The following is a 22,806-nucleotide window of genomic DNA, read 5'->3' as shown; positions in this document are numbered from 1 at the left end:
TCCCGGCGCGATGATCAGGGGACCTGATCCCAGCGCGTCCTCCCTCACGTCCCACGGTGAGGGAGGACGCTTAACGATCAGGGACCCTGATCGTCGCGCGGGGTCCTCCCTCAGTCGGGGTGGCGCAGCAGGTAGCGGCCGAAGTGGGGCACGGTGAAGGCGATCTGCCCGCGCTCGGCGGAGTAGACCAGCCCCTTCTTGATCAGCGAGTCGCGTGCGGGGGACAGCGACGCGGGCTTGCGGCCCAGGCTCGCCGCGACCTCCGACGTCGCCACCGGGGCGCCGGCCGGGCCGCCGAGGTCGGCCATCGCGTGCATGTACTCGCGCTCGGCGGGGGTGGCCCGGTCGTAGCGGGAGCCGAAGAAGCCCACCGCGAGCTCGGCCTCGGCCACCGGCGCGGCCACGGCGACGTCGCCGGCGGTGATCGGGGAGGCGGCGGCGACGTCCCAGGTGACCTTGCCGTAGGCCTGCACGAAGTACGGGTAGCCGTCGGCGGCGGCGTAGAGGGCGTCGAGGGCGGCGGGCTCGAACGCGACGTCCTCCCGCTCGGCGGGGGCCAGCAGCGCGCGGTCGGCGGCGGGGCGGTCCAGCCGGTCGATGCGCAGGTAGCGGAACAGCCGCTCGGAGTAGCTCTTGGACGCCGACAGCACCGCCGGCAGGTGCGGCAGCCCCGCGCCGACGACGATCAGCGGCGCGCCCTGCTGCGACAGCTCGTGGCAGGCCGCGCAGATGGCCGAGACGTCGTCGGCCCGGACGTCCTGCATCTCGTCGACGAACAGCGCGATGCCCCTGCCGACGTCGGCGGCGAGCCCCGCGGCGTCGCTGAGCAGCTCGACGAGGTCGATCTCCATGTCGCCGGAGTCGGCCCGCCCGCTCGACGCCGGCACGTCGATGCCCGGCTGCCAGCGGTCGCGCAGCTTCGCGTCGGCCGGCGTCAGCCGCTGGGCGAAGGCCCGCAGCGTGCCGAGGACGGCGTCCATCGACTCCTGGTCGGGGTGGCGCAGCTCCCGCAGCGCCATGTGCAGCGCCGAGGACACCGGCCGGCGCAGCGACTGGTCCGGCCGCGCCTCGATCTTGCCGGTGCCCCAGCCGCGGCCGATCGCCGCCGAGCGCAGCTGGTTGAGCAGCACCGTCTTGCCCACGCCGCGCAGCCCGGTGAGCACCAGCGAGCGCTCGGGCCGGCCGCGGGCGATGCGCTCGAGGACGACGTCGAAGGCCGACAGCTCGTCGTCGCGGCCGGCTAGCTCCGGCGGGCGCTGACCGGCGCCGGGGGCGTAGGGGTTCCGCACGGGGTCCACGTCGAGCACCGTATGGACGCCTCTAGCCGACCCTGTAGAAGCGCCTAGAGAACCCGATCGTGTCGCGGTCCCGGTGGCGCGTCGCCACGGTCGGTGGGCGGGGTCGCGCCCCTCGTCGTCGGCAGCGCGCACGCCGCCGTCCCCCCGGGCAGGCGCGTCCGGTCGGCCGCAGTCGCCGTCGACGACCAGGGCCGGTCGCTGCACGGGCGTCCCCTCTCGGGGCGTCGTGGTGGGGACGGTGGAGGGGGTCGACGCCGCGGCGCCGCCGCGCCAGGGTGCCGGGCATGGACGACCAGGTCACGACGGAGCTGCTGGCGCTGGAGCGCCGCGGCTGGGACGCGCTGTGCGACGCCACGGCGGCCGGCTTCTACGGCGAGGTCATGGCCGACGACGGCGTCATGGTCCTCGCCGACGGGTCGGTGATGGACCGGGCGGCCGTCGTCGCCGCGCTCGCCGCGTCCCCGCCCTGGCACCGCTACGCGATGGACGACGTCCGCCTGGTGCGCGCCGGGGCCGGTGCCGCGGCCGTCGTCTACACCGGCACGGCGTGGCGGAGCGAGCAGGAGCCGCCGTTCACCGCCGTGATGAGCAGCCTGTGGTCCCACGACGGCGGGCGCTGGCGGCTCGCGCTGTACACGCAGACCCCGGTCCTCGCCCCGGCTGCCGACGTGTAGCGCCGGAGCCGGGGAGCGCTGGGCCGCCCGGGACCCAGGGAACTCACAGGCGTCCCCACTAGCGTGGCCCCGTGGTCAGGTTCGCGCTCAAGGTCGTCGTCATGGCGGTGGCGTTCTACTTCCTCGCCCTGTACCTGCCGGGGATCGACGTCATCGGCAACGAGGCGGCGCCGCTCGGCGTCACCGGCACCTTCCTGTGGGTGGCGCTGCTGTTCGCGGTGGTCAACGCGGTGGTCGGGCCGATCCTGCGGTTCCTGTCCTTCCCCGCGATCCTGCTGACGCTCGGGCTCTTCCTCGTCGTGGTCAACGCCGCGCTGCTCGGCCTGACCGCCGCCCTCTCCGACCGGCTCGACGTCGAGGGGTTCGGCACCGCGGTCGTCGGCGGGCTGGTGCTCGCCGTCGTCGGGTGGCTGGCCGACGTCGCCCTCGACCGCCGCTGAGCGCCCCGGTACGGACGGGAGCCGCACGGGGGAGCCGCACGGCGCGCCGGGCGGACCGCACGCGATGACGCCCGCCGCCGGGCGCACTAGCGTGGGTCGTCATGGTCAGCACGTCCGGCGTGGACACCGCCGTCCCGGGACGACCCGACGAGCCCGGCAGCGCGGCACCCCCGGAGCGCCCCGCCCCGCCGGCCCCCAACGAGCCCGCGACACCTCCTGAGCTGGTCGCCCTCGAGGCGGCCAACGACGAGAAGCGCACCCTGCTGGCGCGGGCCGCGCAGGCCGCGGCCGGCGCCCTGGACCACGAGCCGGGGCTCCCCGCCGGATGCGGTGCGGGCGACCTGCCGGCGCTGCTGCAGCGCTACTACTGGAGCGAGCCGGCCGCCGAGGTCCTCGGCCACGAGCCGGCCGACCTCGCCGGCCTCGCGCTGCGCCACCTGCGCGTCGCCGGCGTCCGCCCGCAGGGCTCGGCCACCGTCGCCGTGGAGCGGGTGACCGACGGGCGGGGGCTGCTGCTGGTCGTCACCGACGACATGCCCTTCCTCGTCGACTCGGTCACCGCCGAGGTGGTCCGCCAGGGCGCCGGCCTGCAGCACGTCGTCCACCCGGTCGTCGTCGTCCGCCGCGACGTCACCGGCGCGCTGCGCGCCTTCTGCGACAGCGGCGGCTCCGACGTGACCGAGTGCGGCGCCGACGCGCTGGCCGAGTCCTGGATCGCCGCCGTCCTCGACGGCCCGCTGGACGAGGAGGCCGCCGCCGACCTGGTCGCGGGGCTGCGGACGGTGCTGGCCGACGTCCGCGCCGTCGACGAGGACGCCCCGCGCACCGCCGCCCGGGCGCTGGAGCTGGCCACCCGGCTGGAGGAGCAGGGGACCGTCGACACCGCCGACCCGGCCGACGACCCGGCGGAGGCCGCCGCGCTGCTGCGCTGGCTGGCCGACGGCAACTTCGCCTTCCTCGGCGCCCGCGAGGTCGAGGTGGGGGAGACCGTCCGCGCCGTCCCCGGCAGCGGCCTGGGCGTGCTGCGCAGCGACGCCGGCCCGGCGGCGCTGCCCGAGGCCCCCGGCCGGCTGGGCCCCGCGCTGGTCACCGTGACCAAGGCCGACATGCGCTCGACGGTGCACCGCCGCGCCTGGCTGGACCTGGTGGCGGTCACGCTGCCGGCCGACGGCGACCGCCCGGCCCGCCAGCACCGCCTCGTCGGGCTGTTCCCCACCGCGGCCACGGCCGCCGGCGTCCGCGACGTGCCGCTGGTCCGCCGCAAGGTCGACGAGGTGGTGGAGCGCTCCTCGGTGCCGGCCGACAGCCACACCGGCAAGGTGCTCGTCGACATCCTGGAGACCCTGCCGCGCGACGAGCTGTTCCAGGCCTCCTCCGGCGAGCTGCTGCCCGTCGCGATGTCGGTGCTGTACCTGCAGGAGCGCCGGCAGACCCGCCTGTTCCTGCGCCGCGACCCCTACGACCGGTTCTGGTCGGCGCTGGTCTACCTGCCGCGCGACCGGTACACGACCGAGGTCCGCCTGGCCATGCAGCAGCTGCTGCTGTCCCGGCTGGGCGGGCGCGACATCGAGTTCACCGCCCGCTCCACCGAGTCGGTGCTGGCCCGGCTGCACTTCGTCGTCCGGGTGCCGATCGGCCGCGACGGCGTCCCGCGGCTGCCCGAGGTCGACGCCGAGGCGCTGCAGCAGGAGCTGTCCGCCGTCGCCCGCAGCTGGACCGACGACCTCGCCGACGCGCTGGCCGCCCGCCACGGCGACGGCGCCGGGCAGGTGCTGGCCCGCGTCGCCGACGCCTTCCCCGCCGCCTACCAGGAGGACTTCCCGGCGACGGCGGCCGTCGAGGACCTCGCCCGCCTGGAGGCGCTGGCGCCCGGCGAGCTGGGCCTGCGGCTGCGCCGCCCGCGCGGCGCCGGGGCGGCCGAGCCGCGGCTGACCGTCTACCGGGTGGGGGAGCGGCTGCTGCTGTCCGACGTCCTGCCGGTGCTGCAGCACATGGGGGTCGACGTCGTCGACGAGCGGCCCTACGAGATCGACCGGATCGGCGCCCGGCCGGCGTGGATCTACGACTTCGGGCTCACCGCGCCCGGCGGCGAGCTGCCCTTCCCCGGCTCGCTGCCCGAGCGGTTCACCGAGGCGGTCGGCGCGGTGTGGCGCGGCGAGGCCGAGGACGACGGCCTGGGCGCGCTGGTGCTGCTCGCCGGGCTGAACTGGCGGCAGGTCACCGTGGTGCGCGCCTACGTGCAGTGGCTGCGCCAGGCCGGGCTGCCCTTCGGCCAGCGCTACGTCGAGACGACGCTGGCCGCGCACCCCGACGTCGTCGCCCGGCTGGTCGCGCTGTTCGAGACCCGGTTCTCCCCCGGCCGCGAGTCCGGCCGCGCGACCCGGCAGGAGGCGCTGGTCGGCTCGCTGCGGGAGTCGATCGGCCGGGTGGAGTCCCTCGACGCCGACCGGGTCCTCACCAGCCTGCTCGCCGCCGTCACCGCCACCCAGCGGACGACGTACTACGCGGGCGGGCCGCTGGCGATCAAGCTCGACCCGCACGCCGTCCCCGACCTGCCCGAGCCCCGGCCGGCCCGCGAGGTGTTCGTCAGCTCGCCGCGGGTGATGGGCGTGCACCTGCGCTTCGGCGCGGTCGCCCGCGGCGGGCTGCGCTGGTCCGACCGGCGCGAGGACCTGCGCACCGAGGTGCTCGGCCTGGTCAAGGCGCAGATGGTGAAGAACACCGTCATCGTCCCGACCGGCGCCAAGGGCGGCTTCGTCGTCCGCAACCCACCCCCGGAGGGCGCCTCCCGCGAGGAGGTCCAGGCCGAGGGCCAGGCCTGCTACCGGCTGTTCATCGGCGCGCTGCTCTCGCTCACCGACAACCTGGTGGGCGGCCGGGTGGTGCCGCCGGAGCGCGTGGTCCGCCACGACGGGGACGACGCCTACCTGGTCGTCGCCGCCGACAAGGGGACGGCGACCTTCTCCGACCTGGCCAACGCCGTGGCGCTCGAGCGCGGGTTCTGGCTCGGCGACGCGTTCGCCTCCGGCGGCTCGGTCGGCTACGACCACAAGGCCATGGGCATCACCGCCCGCGGCGCGTGGGAGTCGGTGACCCGGCACTTCCGCGAGCTCGACGTCGACGTGCAGAGCCAGGAGTTCACCGTCGTCGGCGTCGGCGACATGTCCGGCGACGTCTTCGGCAACGGGATGCTCCTGTCCGAGCACATCCGGCTGGTGGCGGCCTTCGACCACCGGCACGTCTTCGTCGACCCCACGCCGGACGCCGCGACGTCGTTCGCCGAGCGCCGCCGGCTGTTCGACCTGCCCCGCTCGTCGTGGGCCGACTACGACCCCTCGCTGATCAGCCCCGGTGGCGGCGTGTGGCCGCGGACGGCGAAGGCGATCCCGGTCAGCGAGCCGATGCGCGCCGTGCTGGACCTGCCCGCCGACGTCGACACCCTCTCGCCGGTCGAGCTCATCCGTGCCGTCCTGCTCGCGCCGGTGGACCTGCTGTTCAACGGCGGCATCGGCACCTACGTCAAGGCCGCCGCCGAGAGCCACCTCGACGTCGGGGACAAGGCCAACGACGCCGTCCGCGTCGACGGCGGCCAGCTCCGCGTGCGCGTGGTGGGGGAGGGCGGCAACCTCGGCCTCACCCAGCGCGGCCGCGTCGAGTACGCGCTGGCCGGCGGCCGGGTCAACACCGACGCGATCGACAACTCCGCGGGCGTGGACACCTCCGACCACGAGGTGAACATCAAGATCGCGCTCAACGGGGTCGTCGAGGCCGGCGCGCTCGACGCCGAGGGCCGGGCCGCGCTGCTGGCGGACATGACCGACGAGGTCGCCGTCGCCGTCCTCACCGACAACCACGCGCAGAACGCGACGCTCGCCGCCGAGGTGACCAACGCCCGCAGCCTGCTCGACGCCCACGAGCGGTTCATCCGGGCCCTGGAGCGCTCCGGCCGGCTGGCGCGCGCCGTGGAGGCGCTGCCCGACGACCGCGCGCTGGCCCAGCGCCGGCGCGACGGGCAGGCGCTGACCAGCCCGGAGCTGTCGGTGCTGCTGGCCTACGCCAAGCTCGAGGTCAGCGACGCCGTCCTGTCCTCCGAGCTGCCCGACGACCCGGCACTGGCCAGGCTGCTGCGCGACTACTTCCCGGCGGCGCTGCGCGAACGCTTCCCCGAGGCGGTCGACAGCCACCCGCTGCGCCGGGAGATCGTCGCCACCGCGCTCACCAACCGGGCGGTCAACACCGCCGGGGTCACCGGCCTGTTCCGGCTGGCCGAGGAGACCGGCGTCGACCTGGTCGGCGTGGTGCGGGCGCACGCGGTGGCCCGGGCGGTGTTCGACGTCGACCGGCTGTGGGACAGCGTCCGGCCGCTGGACAACCGGGTGCCCGCGCCGGTGCAGGTGGAGGTGCGCACCGAGGCGACCCGGCTGGCCGAGCGGGCGACGCGCTGGCTGCTGGGGCTGCCCGAGCTGGTCAGCGGGCCGGCCGCCGGCATCTCGGCCCTGACCGACCGGTTCGCCGCGCCCGTGGCGGCGGTGCGGGCCGGCCTGCCGGGGTGGCTGCTCGGCGAGGAGGCGGCCGCCCACGCCGAGCGGTCGCAGCGGCTGCAGGCGGCGGGAGTGCCCGCTGCGCTGGCCGCGGAGGTGGCCGCCGCGCCGCTGATGCCCGCCGCGCTCGACCTCGCCGTCGTCGCCGAGCGGACCGGTGCGCCGATCGAGCTCGCCGGGCAGGTGGCGCAGGCGCTGGCCGAGCGGCTGGCGCTGGTGCCGCTGCGGGAGCTGGTCATCGCGCTGCCCCGCGACCGGCGATGGCCGTCGATGGCGCGGGCGTCGCTGCGCGACGACCTGGCCGCCGAGCAGGCCGAGCTCACCGCCGAGGTGCTGGCCGGGCGCGGCCGGGGAGCCGACGCGGCCGGGCTGGTCGAGGCGTGGGCCGCCGGGTGGGACCCCACCCAGCGCCGGGCCGCCGCCCAGCTCGCCGACATCGCCGCGGGGGACCGGCACGAGCTGCCCGAGCTGCTGGTCGCCGTCCGGACGCTGCGGGGGCTGCGCCGCCGCTGAGCGCCCGTCCCACGGGCCTCCTGGGCCGGCTGCGAGGTCGCTGGGCGGTGACCGTGAGGAACCGGTCCGTCGCGCACGAGTGGCGACGCGGCGCGGTGTGTGACGTGGTTCACCAGATGTCCTCGCGTCGCACACCTGCCGGACGGTGCCGCCCCGGACGGTGGCCGGGCACCGGGAACCGCTCCCGGGCGGGAGGGACGGTCATGACCAGGTCGAGGACAGGACGGCGGACGCGGACGCTCGCCGTGGTCGCGGTCGCGGGCGGCACGCTGGCACTGCTGCCGGCGACCGGCGCGTTCGCCGGTGGCGGCGGTCCGGGCAACGGCTCCGGGAACAGCTCCGGGAGCGGCACCGCGAACGGGCACCCGCGCAGCGTCATCTTCGTCAACGGTGACGGGATGAGCGCCGCCCACCGCGAGGCCGGCCGGCTCGACCAGGAGGGCTTCGACGGGGAGCTGGCCATGGACCAGCTGCCGATCGCCGGGCTGCAGACCGCCGACGCACGCGACCCCGAGGACACCGTCACCGACTCCGCGGCCGCGGCGTCGGCCTGGGCAACCGGGGTGAAGACCTACAACGGCGCGATCAGCGTCGACGTCGACGGCAACCCGCTGCCCACCATCGGGCAGCAGGCGGAGGAGGCGGGCCTGGCCGCCGGCATCGTGACCACCGCGCAGGTCACCGACGCCACGCCGGCGGCCTTCTTCTCCAACAGCGTCAACCGCTCAGCGCAGGACGACATCGCCCGCCAGTACCTCGAGGTCAGCCACCCCGAGGTGATCCTGGGCGGTGGCGAGGACTGGTGGCTGCCCGCCGGCGACGAGGGCACCTACCCGCCCCGCACCGGCGACACCGAGGACCCGGAGGTGTCCCGCAGCACCCAGGGCGACCTCGTCGCGCAGGCGCAGGCGCAGGGCTACCAGTACGTCAGCACCGCCGAGGAGTTCGCCGACGCCGGCTCCGGCCCGCTGCTCGGGCTGTTCGCCAACGAGGAGATGTTCCAGCAGCGCCCCGAGGGCGAGGGCGACGAGTACGACCCGGTCGTGCCCCTCGCCGACATGACCACCAAGGCCCTCGACGTCCTCTCCCAGGACGAGGACGGCTTCTTCCTGCTGGTCGAGGAGGAGGCGGTCGACGAGATGAGCCACGACAACAACGGCACCCGGATGCTGGAGGCCATGCGCTCGCTCGACGCCGCCGTCGAGGTCGCCCGCGCCTACGTCGAGGAACACCCGGACACGCTGCTGATCGTCACCGGCGACCACGAGTGCGGCGGGCTGACCATCGAGGACGTCGATCCCGAGGACGAGAGCGGCCCCGGCGGCACGCTGCCGCAGGAGACCGCGGCCGAGGGCGAGACGGTCTCCGGTGAGGACGGGCCGTTCGCCGTCGCCGGCACCGGCGGCGCCTACGACTTCGCCCTGGACTGGACGACGACCGCGCACACCGGCGTCCCGACCGTCGTCACCGCGGAGGGCCCGGGCAGCGAGGAGTTGACCGGCTACTACCCGAACACGCACCTGCACGACGTCGTGTCCTCGGTGCTGTTCGACTGACGCCGCAGGGGCCGACCCCCGGGCGCGTGCGCGCACCCGGGGGTCGACCCACGACGGCGAGGCTCCCGGCGCGGGGAGTCCGCTCGGTGCGGCGCAGGACTGCCGGCGCGCGTCCGGGGTACGGCCGCACCGGAGCGTGACCGACCCGGGAGGGGATCCGCGTGCAGCCCGACGCCCTGATCGACCGCGACGACGCAGCAGCCCGCCCGGTGGCGGAGGACGGGACACCGTGCCGGCTGGAGCCGCCCCGCACGGCCGACGTCCTGGACCTGTCCCGGTGGCGGCTCAACGCCCTGCCCGACGAGAACAGCGACGAGGACTGGGACGACGACCGGGAGCTGTTCGACCCCGACGGGCTGCTGGTCGAGACCTGGCGCGAGGGCTATCCCTACACCGAGCGGATGCAGCGCCGCGAGTACGAGATCGAGAAGCGCCGGCTGCAGATCGAGCTGCTCAAGCTGCAGGGCTGGGTCAAGGACACCGGCCAGCGGCTGGTCATCGTCTTCGAGGGGCGCGACGCCGCGGGCAAGGGCGGCACGATCAAGCGCTTCACCGAGCACCTCAACCCCCGCGGCGCCCGCGTCGTCGCGCTGGACAAGCCCAGCGAGCGCGAGCAGACGCAGTGGTACTTCCAGCGCTACGTGCAGCACCTGCCGGCCGCCGGGGACCTGGTCCTGTTCGACCGCTCCTGGTACAACCGCGCCGGCGTCGAGCGGGTCATGGGCTACTGCACCGACGAGCAGTACGAGCAGTTCCTGGTGCAGGCCCCCGAGCTCGAGCGGATGCTCGTGGCCAGCGGCATCCGGCTGTTCAAGCTGTGGTTCTCCGTCTCGCGCGGCGAGCAGCGGACGCGGTTCATCGTCCGGCAGATCGACCCGGTGCGGCGCTGGAAGCTCTCGCCCACCGACCTCGCCAGCCTGGACAAGTGGGACGCCTACACTGAGGCCAAGGAGGCGATGTTCCTGCACACCGACACCGCGCACGCGCCGTGGACGGTGATCAAGAGCAACGACAAGAAGCGCGCCCGGCTCGAGGCCATGCGCCACGTGCTGTGCCGGCTGGACTACGAGGGCAAGGACTGCGACGTCGTCGGCGACCCCGACCCGCTCATCGTCGGCTCGGCCGCCGACGTCCTGGAGGAGTCCTCCGGCACCCCGGTCGCCCCCCCGCCGCCGCGCGCCGAGCGTCGATGACCTCGTCTGCGGCTCTCTAGCGACGGAGCTAGAGAGCCGCAGACGGCGTCAGACGGGCGGCCGACGGCGGCCGTGCCCGGTGGCCTGCTCGATCGCGGAGGCGATCTCCAGCAGCCGCCGGTCGGCGCGGGGCGCGGCGACGAGCTGCAGGCCGACCGGCAGGCCGTCGTCGGTGAAGCCGCCGGGCAGCGACAGCGCCGGGCAGCCGGTGGCCGAGACCAGCGTGCACGAACGCATCCAGCTCAGGTAGTCCGGCTGCGGCACCCCGGCGACCTCGGTCGGGTACTCCAGCTCCACGGGGAAGGGCAGCACCTGCGTGGTGGGCGCCAGCAGGACGTCGTAGCGGTCGAAGAACTCGACCACCCGCTCGTGCAGCCGGGTGTGCGCCTGCTCCGCGCGGGCGACGTCGGCCCCGGTGAGCGCCGCCCCGGCCGCCGCGTTCCAGCGGATCGTCTCCTTGACCGCCTCCGGCGAGCGGCGGACGACGTCGCCGAACGTCGCGTCGAACAGCCAGGCGCGCAGCGTGCCGAACACCTCGTCGGCCTCGCGCAGGTCGGGGCAGGCCTCCTCGACGGTGCCACCCAACGACTCGACCACCGGCAGCACCGCGGCCAGCACCGCCGTGATCGCCGGGTCGACCGGCACCAGGCCGCCGAGGTCGGGCGCCCAGGCGACCCGCAGGCCGCGCAGGTCGCCGTCCAGGGGGGCCGCGAAGCCGGCGGGGTCGTCGGACAGCGACAGCGGCGCCCGCGGGTCGGGCCCGGCGATCGCGGAGAGCACCAGGGCGACGTCGCCCACCGTGCGGCCCAGCGGCCCGTCCACCGACAGGGTCGACCAGCCCATCGCCGCCGGCCAGCTCGGCACCCGGCCGGGCGTGGGCCGCAGGCCGACGACGTTGCAGAACGCCGCCGGGTTGCGCAGCGAGCCGCCCATGTCGCTGCCCTCGGCGACCGGCACCAGCCCGGCGGCCAGCGCCGCGGCCGCGCCGCCGCTGGACCCGCCGGCCGACAGCCCGTGCCGCCAGGGGTTGTGCGTGGCCCCGAACAGCGGGTTGACCGTGTGCGACCCGGCGGCGAACTCGGGCACGTTGGTTTTGCCCACCCGGACCGCGCCCGCGCGGCGCAGCCGCTCGACCACCAGCTCGTCGTGCAGCGGCACGTGCTCCGCGTGCAGCGGCGAGCCCCAGGTGGTGCGCATGCCGCCGGTCAGGTGGTTGTCCTTGTGCGCCACCGGCAGCCCGTGCAGCGGCCCGACGTCCTCGCCGGCGGCGAGCGCGGCGTCGGCGGCGTCCGCGGCGGCGCAGGCGCCCTCGGCGTCGAGCGTCACGATCGCGTTGACCTGCGGGTCCACCCGCCCGATCCGCGCGAGGTGCGCCTCCAGCAGCTCGCGCGCCGACACCTCCCGCGCGCGCACCAGGGCGGCCAGCTCGGTGGCCGGGCGGAAGCAGAGGTCGTCGTCGGCGCGGGTCGCGGCGGTCACCGGGGGAGGGTGCCACGGACGGCCCTCCCCCGGTGACCACGGGCCGGTCGGGAGGCTCCGCGCGTGTGGTCCACCCGGCAGGAGGAGCGGCGCCCCGACCGGGGACCATCAGGACATGACCAGCGAGGTGGGCACGGTGACGGCACCGGACGAGGAGAGCGCGCCTCCGCCCGAGGACGGCGTGGCCTTCGCCGACCTCGGCCTGCGCCCCGAGCTGCTCGCGGCGCTGTCCCGCCTCGGCTATGAGGAGCCGACGCCGATCCAGCGCGAGGCGGTCCCGCCGATGGTGGCGGGCCGCGACCTGCTCGGCCAGGCCGCCACCGGCACCGGCAAGACGGCGGCCTACGCGCTGCCGGTGCTGCAGCGGCTGCCCGACGACCGGCCCGGCGGCGACCCGCTCGCGCTGGTCCTGGTCCCCACCCGCGAGCTGTGCATCCAGGTGTCGGAGGCGCTGCACCGCTACGGCCGCGACCTCGGCGCCCGGGTCGTGCCGGTCTACGGCGGCCAGCCGATCCCGCGCCAGCTGCGGGCCCTGGAGGCCGGCGTCGACGTCGTCGTCGCCACACCCGGGCGGGCGCTGGACCTCGTGCAGCGGAACAGCCTGCACCTCGGCGGCGTCACGACCGTCGTGCTCGACGAGGCCGACGAGATGCTCGACATGGGCTTCGCCGACGACCTCGAGGCGCTGCTCGACGAGGTGCCGGAGGACCGGCAGACGGTGCTGTTCAGCGCCACGATGCCGCGCCGCCTCGACGCGATGGCCCGCCGGCAGCTGCGCGACCCGCTGCGCATCCAGGTCGCCCGCGAGGTGCCGGTCGAGGGCGAGGCGCCCAGGGTCCGGCAGACGGCGTTCGTCGTCGCCCGGGCGGCCAAGCCCGCGGCGCTGGGCCGGGTGCTCGACGTCGAGAGCCCGACCGCGGCGCTCGTCTTCTGCCGCACGCGCGACGAGGTCGACGACCTGACCGAGACGCTCAACGGCCGCGGCTACCGCGCGGAGGCGCTGCACGGCGGGATGAGCCAGGAGCAGCGCGACCGGGTGATGAACCGGCTGCGCAGCGGCACCGCCGAGCTGCTAGTGGCCACCGACGTCGCCGCCCGCGGCCTGGACGTCGAGCAGCTCACCCACGTCGTCAACTACGACGTCCCCGCCGCGGCCGAGACCTACGTGCACCGCATCGGCCGGGTGGGCCGCGCCGGCCGCGAGGGCGTGGCGATCACGCTGGTCGAGCCCCGGGCGCACCGGATGCTCAAGACCATCGAGCGGGTCACCGGCGCGCCGATCTCCGTGGAGCGGGTGCCCACCGTCGCCGACCTGCGCGCCCGCCGGCTCGAGCTGACCCGCGCCGCGCTGCGGGAGAGCCTGCTCGGCGACGACCTCGAGCGCTTCCGCGCCGTCGTCGACACGCTGACCGACGAGTTCGACGTCGTCGAGGTGGCCCTGGCCGCGGTCAAGCTCGCCCACGAGGCCACCACCGGCCCGGACGACGACGAGGAGATCCCCGAGGTCACCCTGCGGCCCGAGCGGCCGCGGCGGGACGGCGACCGGGACGGCCGCGGCGAGCGGGGTCAGGGCCGACCGCCGCGCTCGCGGTCGGGCTCGGGCGACGCCGTCCGCCTGTTCATCGGCGCCGGCCGCAGCGCCGGGGTGCGCCCGGGCGACCTGGTCGGCGCGATCGCGGGGGAGACCGAGCTGCGCGGCCGCGACGTCGGCGCCATCGAGATCGCCGAGCGGTTCTCGCTGGTCGAGGTGCCCGCCGCGGCCGCCGAGGACGTCATCGCGGCGCTGCGGGCCACCACCGTCAAGGGCCGGAAGGTGACCGTCCGCCGGGAGCGCCCGCGCCCCTGAGGGCGGGGTCGCCGGGCACGGGCCGGCTGAACACCACCCGGTGCAGCCCTGGGCCGTCGTGGTCGGCGTGCACCGGGACGCCGTCCACCACCAGGTCGCCGGGCTCGACGCGGAACCCGACCCGGGTGTGGAAGGCGATCGAGGCGGCGTTGCCCGGGCTGGTCACGCACCGGACCTCCCGCGCGCCGCGCTGCGCCGCCGCCGAGAGGAAGCGGGCGTGCAGCTCCCGGCCCAGGCCGGCCCGCCGCACGGCCTGGTCCACGCCCAGGAAGTGCACGTAGGCGGTCGCGGGCCGCGCGGGGGAGAGGAACCCGACCAGGAACGCCACGAGGCGCCCACCGGCGTCCTCGACCACGGTGCTGGTGTCGGCGAAGTGCTCGAGGAAGAGCCGGGGGAGCAGCAGCGCCCGTTCCCGGGACCCGGCCGCGCCGCCGAACCCGCCCCACCACTCGTCGAGCACGGCCAGCACCCGCGGGTGGTCCTCCTCGACGGGGCGGCGCACGGTCCACCCCGCCGGCAGCCCGGTCACGGGGTGCCGCCCGGCCGGGCCACCGGTCCGGCCAGCCAGGCGGTGAAGGCCGGGCCGACCAGCGCGGCCAGCCGCCCGTAGCCGGCGGTCGAGGGGTGGAACGCGTCCCCGGCGGCGACCTCGGCGATCCAGACGGGGTCCGTGGCCAGCCCGCCGACGTCGACGAAGGGCACGCCGGAGCGGGCGCACACACCCGCCATCCCGCGGGCCAGGTCGGCCGCCCGGGCGCTGAGGTCGGCGTCGCGCGCGGGGGGCGGGCCGACGACCAGCGCCGGCCAGCCGGCGCGGGACGCGTCCGCCAGCAGGGCGGCCAGGACGGCGAGCGACCGCTCCCGCCCGACCCGCCGCCGCCCGTCGGACGTGTCGACGTCGTTGGTGCCGAACGCGAAGGCGACCCCGTGGCGGTCGCCGTCGCGCAGCCGGCGGCGGGCCTCGTCGAGCCACCGGTCGGCGACGTCCGCCGAGGTGTCCCGGCGCACCCCGAGGCCGTAGGCCGTGAGCGCCCAGCCGGCGTCCCGGGCCGCGGCGGCCACGGGGCCGACCCAGCCCCCGCCCGTCGGGTCGCCGACCCCCGCGGTGAGGGAGTCGCCGAAGAGGCACACCCGTACGTCGAGCGCGGCGGTCACGGCAGGTCGCCGACACGGAGGGAGGACACATACGTAGCATAGTCATGCACTGCACTGCATGAGCATTCACGCCGGCAGGCCGCCACCGGCTCGTCGGTCACGTCCCGTCGTCCCGGATCCGCCTGCGACCTGCGCTTGACGCCGCTGTCACCTCTTGTGACGCTGGCCACCTTCCCGCCCCGGAGCTGCGCGCTCAGCCGGGGCCCGACAGCTGGGAGACACCGTGGCCGACGCGCCCGCCATCACCGAGGTCCTCGCCGACGCACCGAAGAACTGGGGCAGGTGGGGTGACGACGACGAGGTCGGTGCGCTGAACTACCTCACCGCCGACGAGGTCCTGCGCGGCGTGCGGCACGTCCGGCAGGGCAAGGTCTTCACCCTCCAGCGACTGATCGGCGACCCGAAGGGCGACCCGGTGTGGCCGGGGCGCTCGCCGGCCGAGCGGACGATGATCCTCGACGAGTCCTCCTGGGACTCCCCGGGCGCCCCGCAGTTCCCCGGCGGCCTCCACTACGCCGACGACAAGATCAACGCCTTCCTGCAGGGCTCCACGCAGTACGACGCGCTCGGCCACGTCTGGTACGACGGCCAGATCTGGAACGGCTACGACGCCCGCACCACCGTCGGCGGGCTGGACCGGGCCAGCGTCGAGCCGATCGCCCGCAAGGGCGTGGTCGGCCGCGGCATCCTGCTCGACATGGCCCGCTTCCGCGGCAAGCCCCAGCTGGACAAGGGCGAGACCTTCACCCACGAGGACCTCGTGGCCTGCGCCGAGGCCCAGGGCACCCCCATCGAGAAGCGCGACGTCCTGCTGATCCGCACCAACTTCCTGCAGCTGTTCTTCGACCAGGGCCAGGCCTTCTACGAGGGCTTCAACGAGCCCGGCCTGGTCTACAGCCCCGAGCTGGTGCGGTGGTTCCAGGACATGGAGATCCCCAACCTGACCACCGACACGATCGCCAACGAGGTCACCTACGACCCGAACAACGGGACGGCGCTGCCGCTGCACTGCGCGCTGATGCGCAACCTCGGGGTGACCCTCAGCGAGATCGCCGACCTGGAGGAGCTCGCCGAGGACTGCGCCGGGGACGGCCAGTACACCTTCCTCTACGCCGCGGCCCCGCTGAAGATCCACCAGGCGACGGGCGCGCCGGTCAACCCGCTCGCCGTCAAGTGACCGGCGGGAGGGGACGACGGTGAGCGTCTACACCGACCGGCCCTGGCTGGCCCTCTACGGCGAGGGGCAGCCGGCCGACATCACGCCCGAGCACGAGACGCTGCTCGACGTCTTCCGCGCCTCGCTGGCGGCGGCGCCCGACACCGTGGCGATCCGGTACTTCGACGGCGTCCTCACCTTCGCCGACCTCGACCGCGCCTCCGACGCCCTGGCCGTCGCGCTGGCCGAGGGCGGCTTCGCCCCGGGCGACCGGATGGGCGTCTACGTGCAGAACGACCCGGCGTTCGTCATCGGGCTGCTCGGCGCGTGGAAGGCCGGCGGGGCCGCCGTCGCGATCAACCCGATGAACAAGGCCCGCGAGCTCACCTACCTGTTCAGCGACTCCGGCGCCACGGCGCTGCTGTGCCTCGAGCAGCTCTACGAGTCCGTCGCGCGCGACGTCATCGAGAGCGGGGAGACCAAGGTGGCGACCGTGGTCACCTGCTCGCCGCTGGACCACCAGTCCCGCGACGACGTGCGGGTCCTCGGGGACGTCGTCCGGACCCGCCAGGAGGGCACCCTCGACCTCGCCGGGCTGCTGGAGACCCACGCCGGGCGGACGCCGTCGCCGGCCGCCCTGTCCGGCGGTGACGTGGCGATCCTGACCTACACCTCCGGCACCACCGGGCAGCCCAAGGGCGCCATGAACACCCACGCGACGATGGTGTTCAACGCCTGCACCTACCGGGAGTGGATGCGGCTGACGCCCGACGACGTCGTCCTCGGGGTCGCGCCGCTGTTCCACATCACCGGGCTGATCGGGCACGTCGCCCTCGCGCTGCTGCTGCCCTGCCCGCTGGTCCTGGCGCACCGGTTCCACCCGGAGGTGGTGCTCGACGCGATCCGGGAGCACCGGCCGACGTTCACCGTCGGGGCGATCACGGTGTTCATCTCGCTGTCGGGGGTCGAGGGCGCGAGCCGGGAGGACTTCTCCTCGCTGCGCACCATCTACTCCGGCGGTGCCCCGATCGCACCGGCGGTCACCGACGCGTTCGAGGAGAGGACCGGGCGCTACATCCACAACATCTACGGGCTGACGGAGACCAACTCCCCGTCGCACGCCGTGCCGATGGGTGTGAAGGCGCCGGTGGACCAGAACTCCGGGGCGCTGTCGGTCGGCGTCCCGGTCTACAACACCGTCGTCCGGATCCTCGGCGAGGACGGCCAGGAGCTGCCGCCCGGCGAGGTCGGGGAGATCGCCACGTCCGGCCCGCAGGTGGTGCCCGGGTACTGGGGCCGGCCCGAGGCCACGGCGGAGTCGATCCCGGGCGGCGAGCTGCGCACCGGCGACGTCGGCTTCATGGACGAACAGGGCTGGTTCTACCTGGTCGACCGCAAGAAGGACATGATCAACGCGGCCGGCTACAAGGTGTGGCCGCGCGAGGTCGAGGACGTCCTCTACGGCCACCCGGCGGTGCGCGAGGCCGCGGTGGTCGGGGTCGCCGACCCCTACCGCGGCGAGACGGTCAAGGCCTTCGTGTCGCTCAAGCCCGGTTCCTCGGTGACGCCGGAGGAGGTCATCGCCTGGGCCAAGGAGCGCATGGCCGCCTACAAGTACCCGCGGTCGGTCGAGTTCGTCGACGAGCTGCCCAAGACGACGACCGGGAAGATCCTGCGCCGCGAGCTGCGCGACCAGCAGTCCGGCGGCTGAAGGAGGCCCCCTCCAGGAAGGCCTCCGGCCGCGACGGGGCGCCCGCCCGGCAGCGGGACGAGCACGACGGGCCACGCTGCGTGCACACGGGCCAGGTCCCTCCGGAACCGCCCCGTCCCGTGGTGCGCGACCGAGTGGTCTGCACCACACTCGTTCTCCTGCCGCCTCCGAGACGTGGAGGTCCGAGATGGATCCGACCCGATGCCCGCCGCCCGGCCCCCGGGGCCGGCCGTGCCCGGCTGGCGGTCGCCTCCCCGGGTCGGCGGCAGGTGTGCACCAGGCACCCCGAGCACCCGCGACCGGGGCGGCCGGCGACGACGCCGGACCGCGCCGGCCGTCGGGGACGGCCGCGCCCACGGCGCGGTGGACGACGGACGAGGCCGGCACATCGGCGTGCCGGCCACCGACTGGGAGGAGCGTCCGTGGCAGGCAACAAGGCAGTCATGTACATGGGGCCGGGCAAGGTCGAGGTCGCCGACCTGGACTACCCCGGGCTCGAGCTCAAGGAGGGGCCGGGGGTCAACCCGGCCAACGTCGGCCGCAAGACCCCGCACGGGGTCATCCTGCGGACGGTGGCCACCAACATCTGCGGCAGCGACCAGCACATGGTCCGCGGGCGCACGACGGCGCCCGAGCGCCTGGTGCTCGGCCACGAGATCACCGGGGAGATCGTCGAGAAGGGCTCGGACGTCGAGTTCCTGCAGGTCGGTGACATCGTCAGCGTGCCGTTCAACATCGCCTGCGGCCGCTGTCGCAACTGCAAGGAGGGCAAGACCGGCATCTGCCTGAACGTCAACCCCGACCGCCCCGGCTCGGCCTACGGCTACGTCGACATGGGCGGCTGGACCGGCGGCCAGGCGGAGTACGTGATGGTCCCGTACGCGGACTGGAACTGCCTGAAGTTCCCGGACCGGGACCAGGCGCTGGCCAAGATCCGCGACCTGACGATGCTGTCGGACATCTTCCCGACCGGCTACCACGGCTGCGTGACCGCCGGGGTGGGCACGGGGTCGACGGTCTACATCGCCGGCGCCGGCCCGGTGGGCCTGGCGGCGGCCGCCTCCGCGCAGCTGCTCGGCGCCGCGGTCGTCATCGTCGGCGATCTCAACGCCGACCGGCTGGCCCAGGCCCGCAGCTTCGGCTGCGAGACCATCGACGTCTCCCAGGGCGACCCCAAGGACCAGATCGAGCAGATCCTGGGCGAGCCCGAGGTGGACTGCGGCGTCGACGCGGTCGGCTTCGAGGCGCGCGGTCACGGCAAGGACGCCGAGCGTGAGGCACCGGCCACGGTGCTCAACTCGCTGATGGACATCACGCGGGCCGGCGGTGCACTCGGCATCCCGGGTCTCTATGTGACCGGTGACCCGGGCGCGGCCGACGAGGCGGCCAAGACCGGGTCGCTGTCCATCCGGCTGGGCCTGGGCTGGGCGAAGTCGCACGCGTTCACCACCGGCCAGTGCCCGGTCATGCGCTACAACCGCCAGCTGATGATGGCGATCCTGCACGACCGGGTGCAGATCGCGAAGGCGGTGAACGCCGAGGTCATCCCGCTGGAGGACGCACCGCGCGGGTACCAGGAGTTCGACCAGGGCGCGGCGAAGAAGTACGTGCTGAACCCGAACGGCCTCATCCCGGCCTGAGCCGAGACCCTGCAGGGGGGCTTGCTCACGTCCCCCTGCAGGGTCCTCCCTCAGCGGCGGGGCGGGCCGGCCGGGTCCTCCGGGACGACGTCGGGCACCCGGTTGGGCCCGGCCACCGCCGGGCGCGGCCGGTCCTGGGGGTGCAGCCGGACGGCGACCAGGGCGACGTCGTCCTCCGGGTGGCCGTCGACCAGCCGCTCGAGGACCTCGTCGAGCAGCTCCTGCAGCGGCCGGTCGGCCAGCTCCCGCAGGGCCTGGCGCAGCCGCGCCAGGCCGGCGTCGAGGTCGGCGTCGCGCCGCTCGACCAGGCCGTCGGTGAACAGCAGCACCGTCGCGCCGCGGTCGAGGGTCACCACCGACTCCTCGCGTCGGGTCTCCGGGTCGACGCCGAGCAGCAGGTCACCGCGCCAGGCGGCCAGCTCGGTCACGCTGCCGTCGGCGCCGACGACCAGCGGCGGCAGGTGGCCGGCGTTGGCCCAGCGCATCCGGGTGACGCCGCGGGCGCGCTCGTCGTCGGTCTGCTCGAACCGGGCCACCGCCGCGGTCGCCAGCACCCGGGTCTGCAGCAGCGCCATCGAGGCGTCCAGCCCGCGCAGCACCTCGCCCGGGCCGGCGTCGCTGTAGGTCGCGATGCCGCGCAGCAGCCCGCGCAGCTGGCCCATCGCCGCGGCGGCCTCGGTGTCGTGACCGACGACGTCCCCGATGACCAGCATCGTCGCCCCGCTGGGCTGCAGGAAGGCGTCGTACCAGTCGCCGCCGACCCGCGCGGCCTCCGCGGCCGGCTGGTACCGGACGGCGACCTCGGCGTGGTCGGGCTCGGGGGGCTCGGTCAGCAGGCTGCGCTGCAGGCCCTCGGCGAGGGCCCGCTGCTGGCCGTAGAGCCGGGCGTTGTCCAGGGCCAGGCCGGCGCGGTCCGCGACGTCCTGGGCGGTGGCCAGGTCCTCCTCCCGCGGCGTCCAGCCGCGGCGGAAGTACAGGGTCATCACGCCGAGCGTCCGGTCGCGGCCGCGCAGCGGGATGGCGATCGCCGACTCGGGGGCCAGCGCGGCCAGCAGGTCGCGCGCCTCCCCCTCGGGCAGCACCCCGAGCACGGACTCGGCCAGCTCCCTCACCGGTTCGCCGGTGAGCAGGGCGCGCATGAGCGGCGCCGTGACCGGCATGGCGTCGGTGCGCACGGCGGCGTAGCGCTCCACCAGCGGGCGGGCGGAGGGGTCGGCGTGCCAGTGCCCGACGTCGCGCGGGCGCCCGTCGGGGTCGACGACGGTGACGATGCAGCAGTCGCCCAGCGCCGGCACGACCAGCCTCGGCAGGTGGGCGGTCGCCGTCCGGACGTCGAGTGCCCCGGCCAGCTCCGCGCTGACCTGCGCGAGCAGCGCCAGCCGCTGGGCGCCGCGCTCGGCGCGGTCCTGCACCCGGCGCCGCTCGGTGACCTCCAGGAAGTAGACCGACAACCCCTCGGGGCTCGGCCAGGCCCGCAGCTCGTACCAGCCGTCGAGCGGCGCGGGGTAGTGGGCGTCGAAGTGGACCGGCGTCCCGGTGCGGACGGCGGTGCGGTAGTTCTCCTCGAACACGCTGCCGACCGCGGCCGGGAAGGCGGTCCACAGCTCCCGGCCGAGCAGCTCCTCGCGGCTGCGCCCGAGCAGCCGCTCGGCCTCGGCGTTGACGTGGGTGAACCGCCACTCGCGGTCGAGGGAGTAGAAGCCGGCCGGCATGGCCTCCAGCACCCGGGTGACCCGCAGGCCGGCGGCCCGCTCGGCGGTGGTGTCGTACGCCGCGCCGATCACCCGCGACGCCCTCCCGTCGCCGTCGACCAGCGTGCGGCCGCGGGCCTGCAGCCAGCGGGTGTCCCCGCCGGGCCACACGACCCGGTACTCGGCCTCGTAGTCGCCGCGGGTCTCGATGCTGGCCTGCAGCGCGTCGGTCACCCGGGGCAGGTCGTCGGGGTGCACGCGCTCGTTGAAGGCCTCGATGCTGTTGCCGAAGGTCTCCGGCGTGTGGCCGAACATCTCGATCAGCCGCGCGTCCCAGGTGAGCTCCCCGGTGCGGAGGTCCCAGTCGAAGGTGCCGATGCCGGCGGCGTCGACGGCCAGGCCCCAGCGCAGCCGGTCGCTCTCGTAGGCGGTGGTGAGCGCGGCGAGCTCCAGCTCGGTGACCGCGGCCCCGGCCAGCTCCCGCAGGGTGGCGACGTCGGTCTCCGACCACGGCCGGGGCGCCGGGGCGACGGCGCACAGGACCCCCACGGTGTGCCCGTCGCCGTCGATCAGCGGTGCGCCGAGGTACGCGCCGACGGCGCCGGCCGCCACCGGCGCCAGCCCGCTGACCCGCGGGTCCGTGGGCGCGTCGGGGACGGCCAGGGGCGCGCGGTCGGCAGCGGTGATCGCGCAGGCGGTCGCCTGCAGCGGGGTCTCCGTGCCGACGCTGCCCGGCCGCAGCCCGGCGCCGGCCACCACGACCTGGACGTCGTCGATCAGGGAGATCTGGGTGATCGGGGCGCCCACCAGCCGGGAGGCCAGCTCGGCGAGGCGGTCGAGCGCGGCGCTGGCGTCGCGCAGGCGCAGCCGCCGCGCCGCCCGCGCCCGGGGGCGGTCGGCCTGCAGGACCTCGGCCGCCGCACGAGGTCCGCGACGGCGCCCCCCGCGGGGGGACGCGACGTGTCGTCCACCGAACCTCTCCGCCCGGCTCGTGGCCGACTCCGGTGCCGCGGCCGACCGGCCGCCGTTGGGTCGGGGAGCCGGACAGATCGTAGGTGACGTCCGCTGCGACGGGACGGACCTGACGCTCACCGCTGTGTCGGATCACGCCCGGTGACGGCCCCCCGCTCAGGCCGCCGGCAGGACCAGCGTGAGCGCCGTCCCGCCGTCGTGTTCCACGTGCAACCCCGACCGGCGCAGCAGCGCCCGCAGCCGCACCACGTCGTCCGGCTCGGCGGTCGTGGTGGCCAGCACGCGGGCGATCCGCCCCTTGTGCGACTTGTTGGCGTGGCTGACGACGGTCCGGCTGCCGTCGGGACGCTCGCTCCGCACGTCGACGGTCACCGCGCCCGGGACGGGGGCCAGGGCCCGGTAGCCGCCGCTGCGCAGGTCGACGACGAGCTCGCCCGTGGCGGCCAGGGCCGGGCCGAGGACCGGCCGCCACAGCGCGCGCAGGGTGGGCAGCCCGGGCAGCGCCGAGCCGGCCGAGAGCCGGTAGGCCGGGATGGGGTCGCTCGCGCGGGCCAGGCCGAACAGCGCCGAGCCGACGGCGAGCCGGCGGTCGGCCCGCGCCCGCTGCGCCCGGGTCATCGAGCGGACGCCGAGGGCGTCGTAGAGGACGCCGGTGTAGCGCTCGACCGCGGGCTTCGTCGGGCTGGTGCACAGGGCGGCGTTGCGGGCGAGCTCGGCGTCCTGGCCGGGGGAGAGGCCGAGCGCGGTGCGGGCCGCCGGCGGGTCGGCGGCCAGCCGGACCAGGGCGCCGACCAGCCGCTCGCGGACCGGCGTCAGCTCGGGCGTGGCCAGCGCGGCGAGGTCGAGGGGGTCGCCGTCGCCGTCCGGGGACTTGGTCTCCGACGGCGGCAGCAGGAGGAGGACCACGTCCTACCCACCCTTCGCGAGCTCGGGGCGGGGCC

At 75.6% G+C, this 22,806-nt stretch carries 15 protein-coding genes; 9 read left to right on the top strand and 6 right to left on the bottom strand.

What is annotated here, in order from left to right:
• Positions 1–110: 110 nt before the first annotated feature.
• Positions 111–1,298, bottom strand: coding sequence for an AAA family ATPase (locus tag ACU616_RS07685; protein ID WP_446757883.1), 1,188 nt, complete (start codon positions 1,296–1,298; stop codon positions 111–113).
• A gap of 284 nt (positions 1,299–1,582) precedes the next feature.
• Between ACU616_RS07685 and ACU616_RS07680 the strand changes: the two genes are divergently transcribed.
• From ACU616_RS07680 to ppk2, 5 genes are all read left to right on the top strand, one after another.
• Positions 1,583–1,972 carry a nuclear transport factor 2 family protein gene (locus ACU616_RS07680; protein WP_446757882.1) on the top strand — a complete coding sequence of 130 codons (390 nt, stop codon included), beginning with the start codon at positions 1,583–1,585 and terminating at the stop codon, positions 1,970–1,972.
• Between the two features lie 71 nt (positions 1,973–2,043).
• On the top strand, positions 2,044–2,412 hold the full coding sequence (locus ACU616_RS07675; protein WP_446757881.1) for a phage holin family protein: 369 nt from the start codon (positions 2,044–2,046) through the stop codon (positions 2,410–2,412).
• Positions 2,413–2,513: 101 nt separating this feature from the next.
• Complete coding sequence (locus ACU616_RS07670; RefSeq protein ID WP_446757880.1) at positions 2,514–7,466, top strand: NAD-glutamate dehydrogenase; 4,953 nt, start codon at positions 2,514–2,516, stop codon at positions 7,464–7,466.
• A 203-nt stretch (positions 7,467–7,669) separates the two neighbouring features.
• Positions 7,670–9,022 (top strand): alkaline phosphatase, encoded by a 1,353-nt coding sequence (locus ACU616_RS07665; protein WP_446757879.1) that lies wholly within the window; start codon positions 7,670–7,672, stop codon positions 9,020–9,022.
• 161 nt (positions 9,023–9,183) lie between these two features.
• Entirely contained in the window at positions 9,184–10,215 is a 1,032-nt protein-coding gene (ppk2, locus tag ACU616_RS07660; RefSeq protein ID WP_446757878.1) for a polyphosphate kinase 2, read from the top strand.
• Between the two features lie 48 nt (positions 10,216–10,263).
• On the opposite strand, the gene ACU616_RS07655 is transcribed toward ppk2, so the two are convergent.
• On the bottom strand, positions 10,264–11,694 hold the full coding sequence (locus ACU616_RS07655; protein WP_446757877.1) for an amidase: 1,431 nt from the start codon (positions 11,692–11,694) through the stop codon (positions 10,264–10,266).
• A 115-nt stretch (positions 11,695–11,809) separates the two neighbouring features.
• Here ACU616_RS07655 and ACU616_RS07650 point away from each other — a divergent pair, with 115 nt between their 5' ends.
• Positions 11,810–13,540 carry a DEAD/DEAH box helicase gene (locus tag ACU616_RS07650; protein ID WP_446757876.1) on the top strand — a complete coding sequence of 577 codons (1,731 nt, stop codon included), beginning with the start codon at positions 11,810–11,812 and terminating at the stop codon, positions 13,538–13,540.
• Here the strand turns inward: ACU616_RS07650 and ACU616_RS07645 are convergent.
• Positions 13,494–14,042: an N-acetyltransferase family protein gene (locus tag ACU616_RS07645; protein WP_446757875.1), complete on the bottom strand. Its 549-nt coding sequence runs from the start codon at positions 14,040–14,042 to the stop codon at positions 13,494–13,496. The genes ACU616_RS07650 and ACU616_RS07645 overlap by 47 nt on opposite strands.
• 23 nt (positions 14,043–14,065) lie before the next feature.
• On the bottom strand, positions 14,066–14,695 hold the full coding sequence (locus tag ACU616_RS07640) for a GDSL-type esterase/lipase family protein (protein ID WP_446757874.1): 630 nt from the start codon (positions 14,693–14,695) through the stop codon (positions 14,066–14,068).
• Positions 14,696–14,918: 223 nt separating this feature from the next.
• On the opposite strand from ACU616_RS07640, the gene ACU616_RS07635 reads away from it, so the two are divergent.
• The 3 genes from ACU616_RS07635 to fdhA all read left to right on the top strand — a co-directional run bounded on the left by ACU616_RS07635 (position 14,919) and on the right by fdhA (position 19,202).
• Positions 14,919–15,872: a cyclase family protein gene (locus ACU616_RS07635; protein WP_446757873.1), complete on the top strand. Its 954-nt coding sequence runs from the start codon at positions 14,919–14,921 to the stop codon at positions 15,870–15,872.
• A gap of 19 nt (positions 15,873–15,891) precedes the next feature.
• Positions 15,892–17,562 (top strand): class I adenylate-forming enzyme family protein, encoded by a 1,671-nt coding sequence (locus ACU616_RS07630; protein ID WP_446757872.1) that lies wholly within the window; start codon positions 15,892–15,894, stop codon positions 17,560–17,562.
• 422 nt (positions 17,563–17,984) lie between these two features.
• A complete protein-coding gene (gene fdhA, locus ACU616_RS07625; protein WP_446757871.1) occupies positions 17,985–19,202 on the top strand; it encodes a formaldehyde dehydrogenase, glutathione-independent in 1,218 nt (405 codons plus the stop codon).
• 50 nt (positions 19,203–19,252) lie between these two features.
• On the opposite strand, the gene ACU616_RS07620 is transcribed toward fdhA, so the two are convergent.
• Positions 19,253–21,754, bottom strand: a complete 2,502-nt coding sequence (locus ACU616_RS07620; protein ID WP_446761460.1) for a SpoIIE family protein phosphatase — start codon at positions 21,752–21,754, stop codon at positions 19,253–19,255.
• Positions 21,755–22,021: 267 nt separating this feature from the next.
• The gene (yaaA, locus tag ACU616_RS07615) at positions 22,022–22,771 is read right to left on the bottom strand and encodes a peroxide stress protein YaaA (protein WP_446757870.1); all 750 of its coding nucleotides are present in this window, start codon (positions 22,769–22,771) and stop codon (positions 22,022–22,024) included.
• Between the last annotated feature and the right edge of the window lie 35 nt (positions 22,772–22,806).

The sequence above is a fragment of the Geodermatophilus sp. URMC 62 genome, from assembly GCF_052931475.1.
The sequence above is the reverse complement of the archived record's forward strand: the minus strand, read 5'-3'. Positions and strand labels throughout refer to the sequence as shown.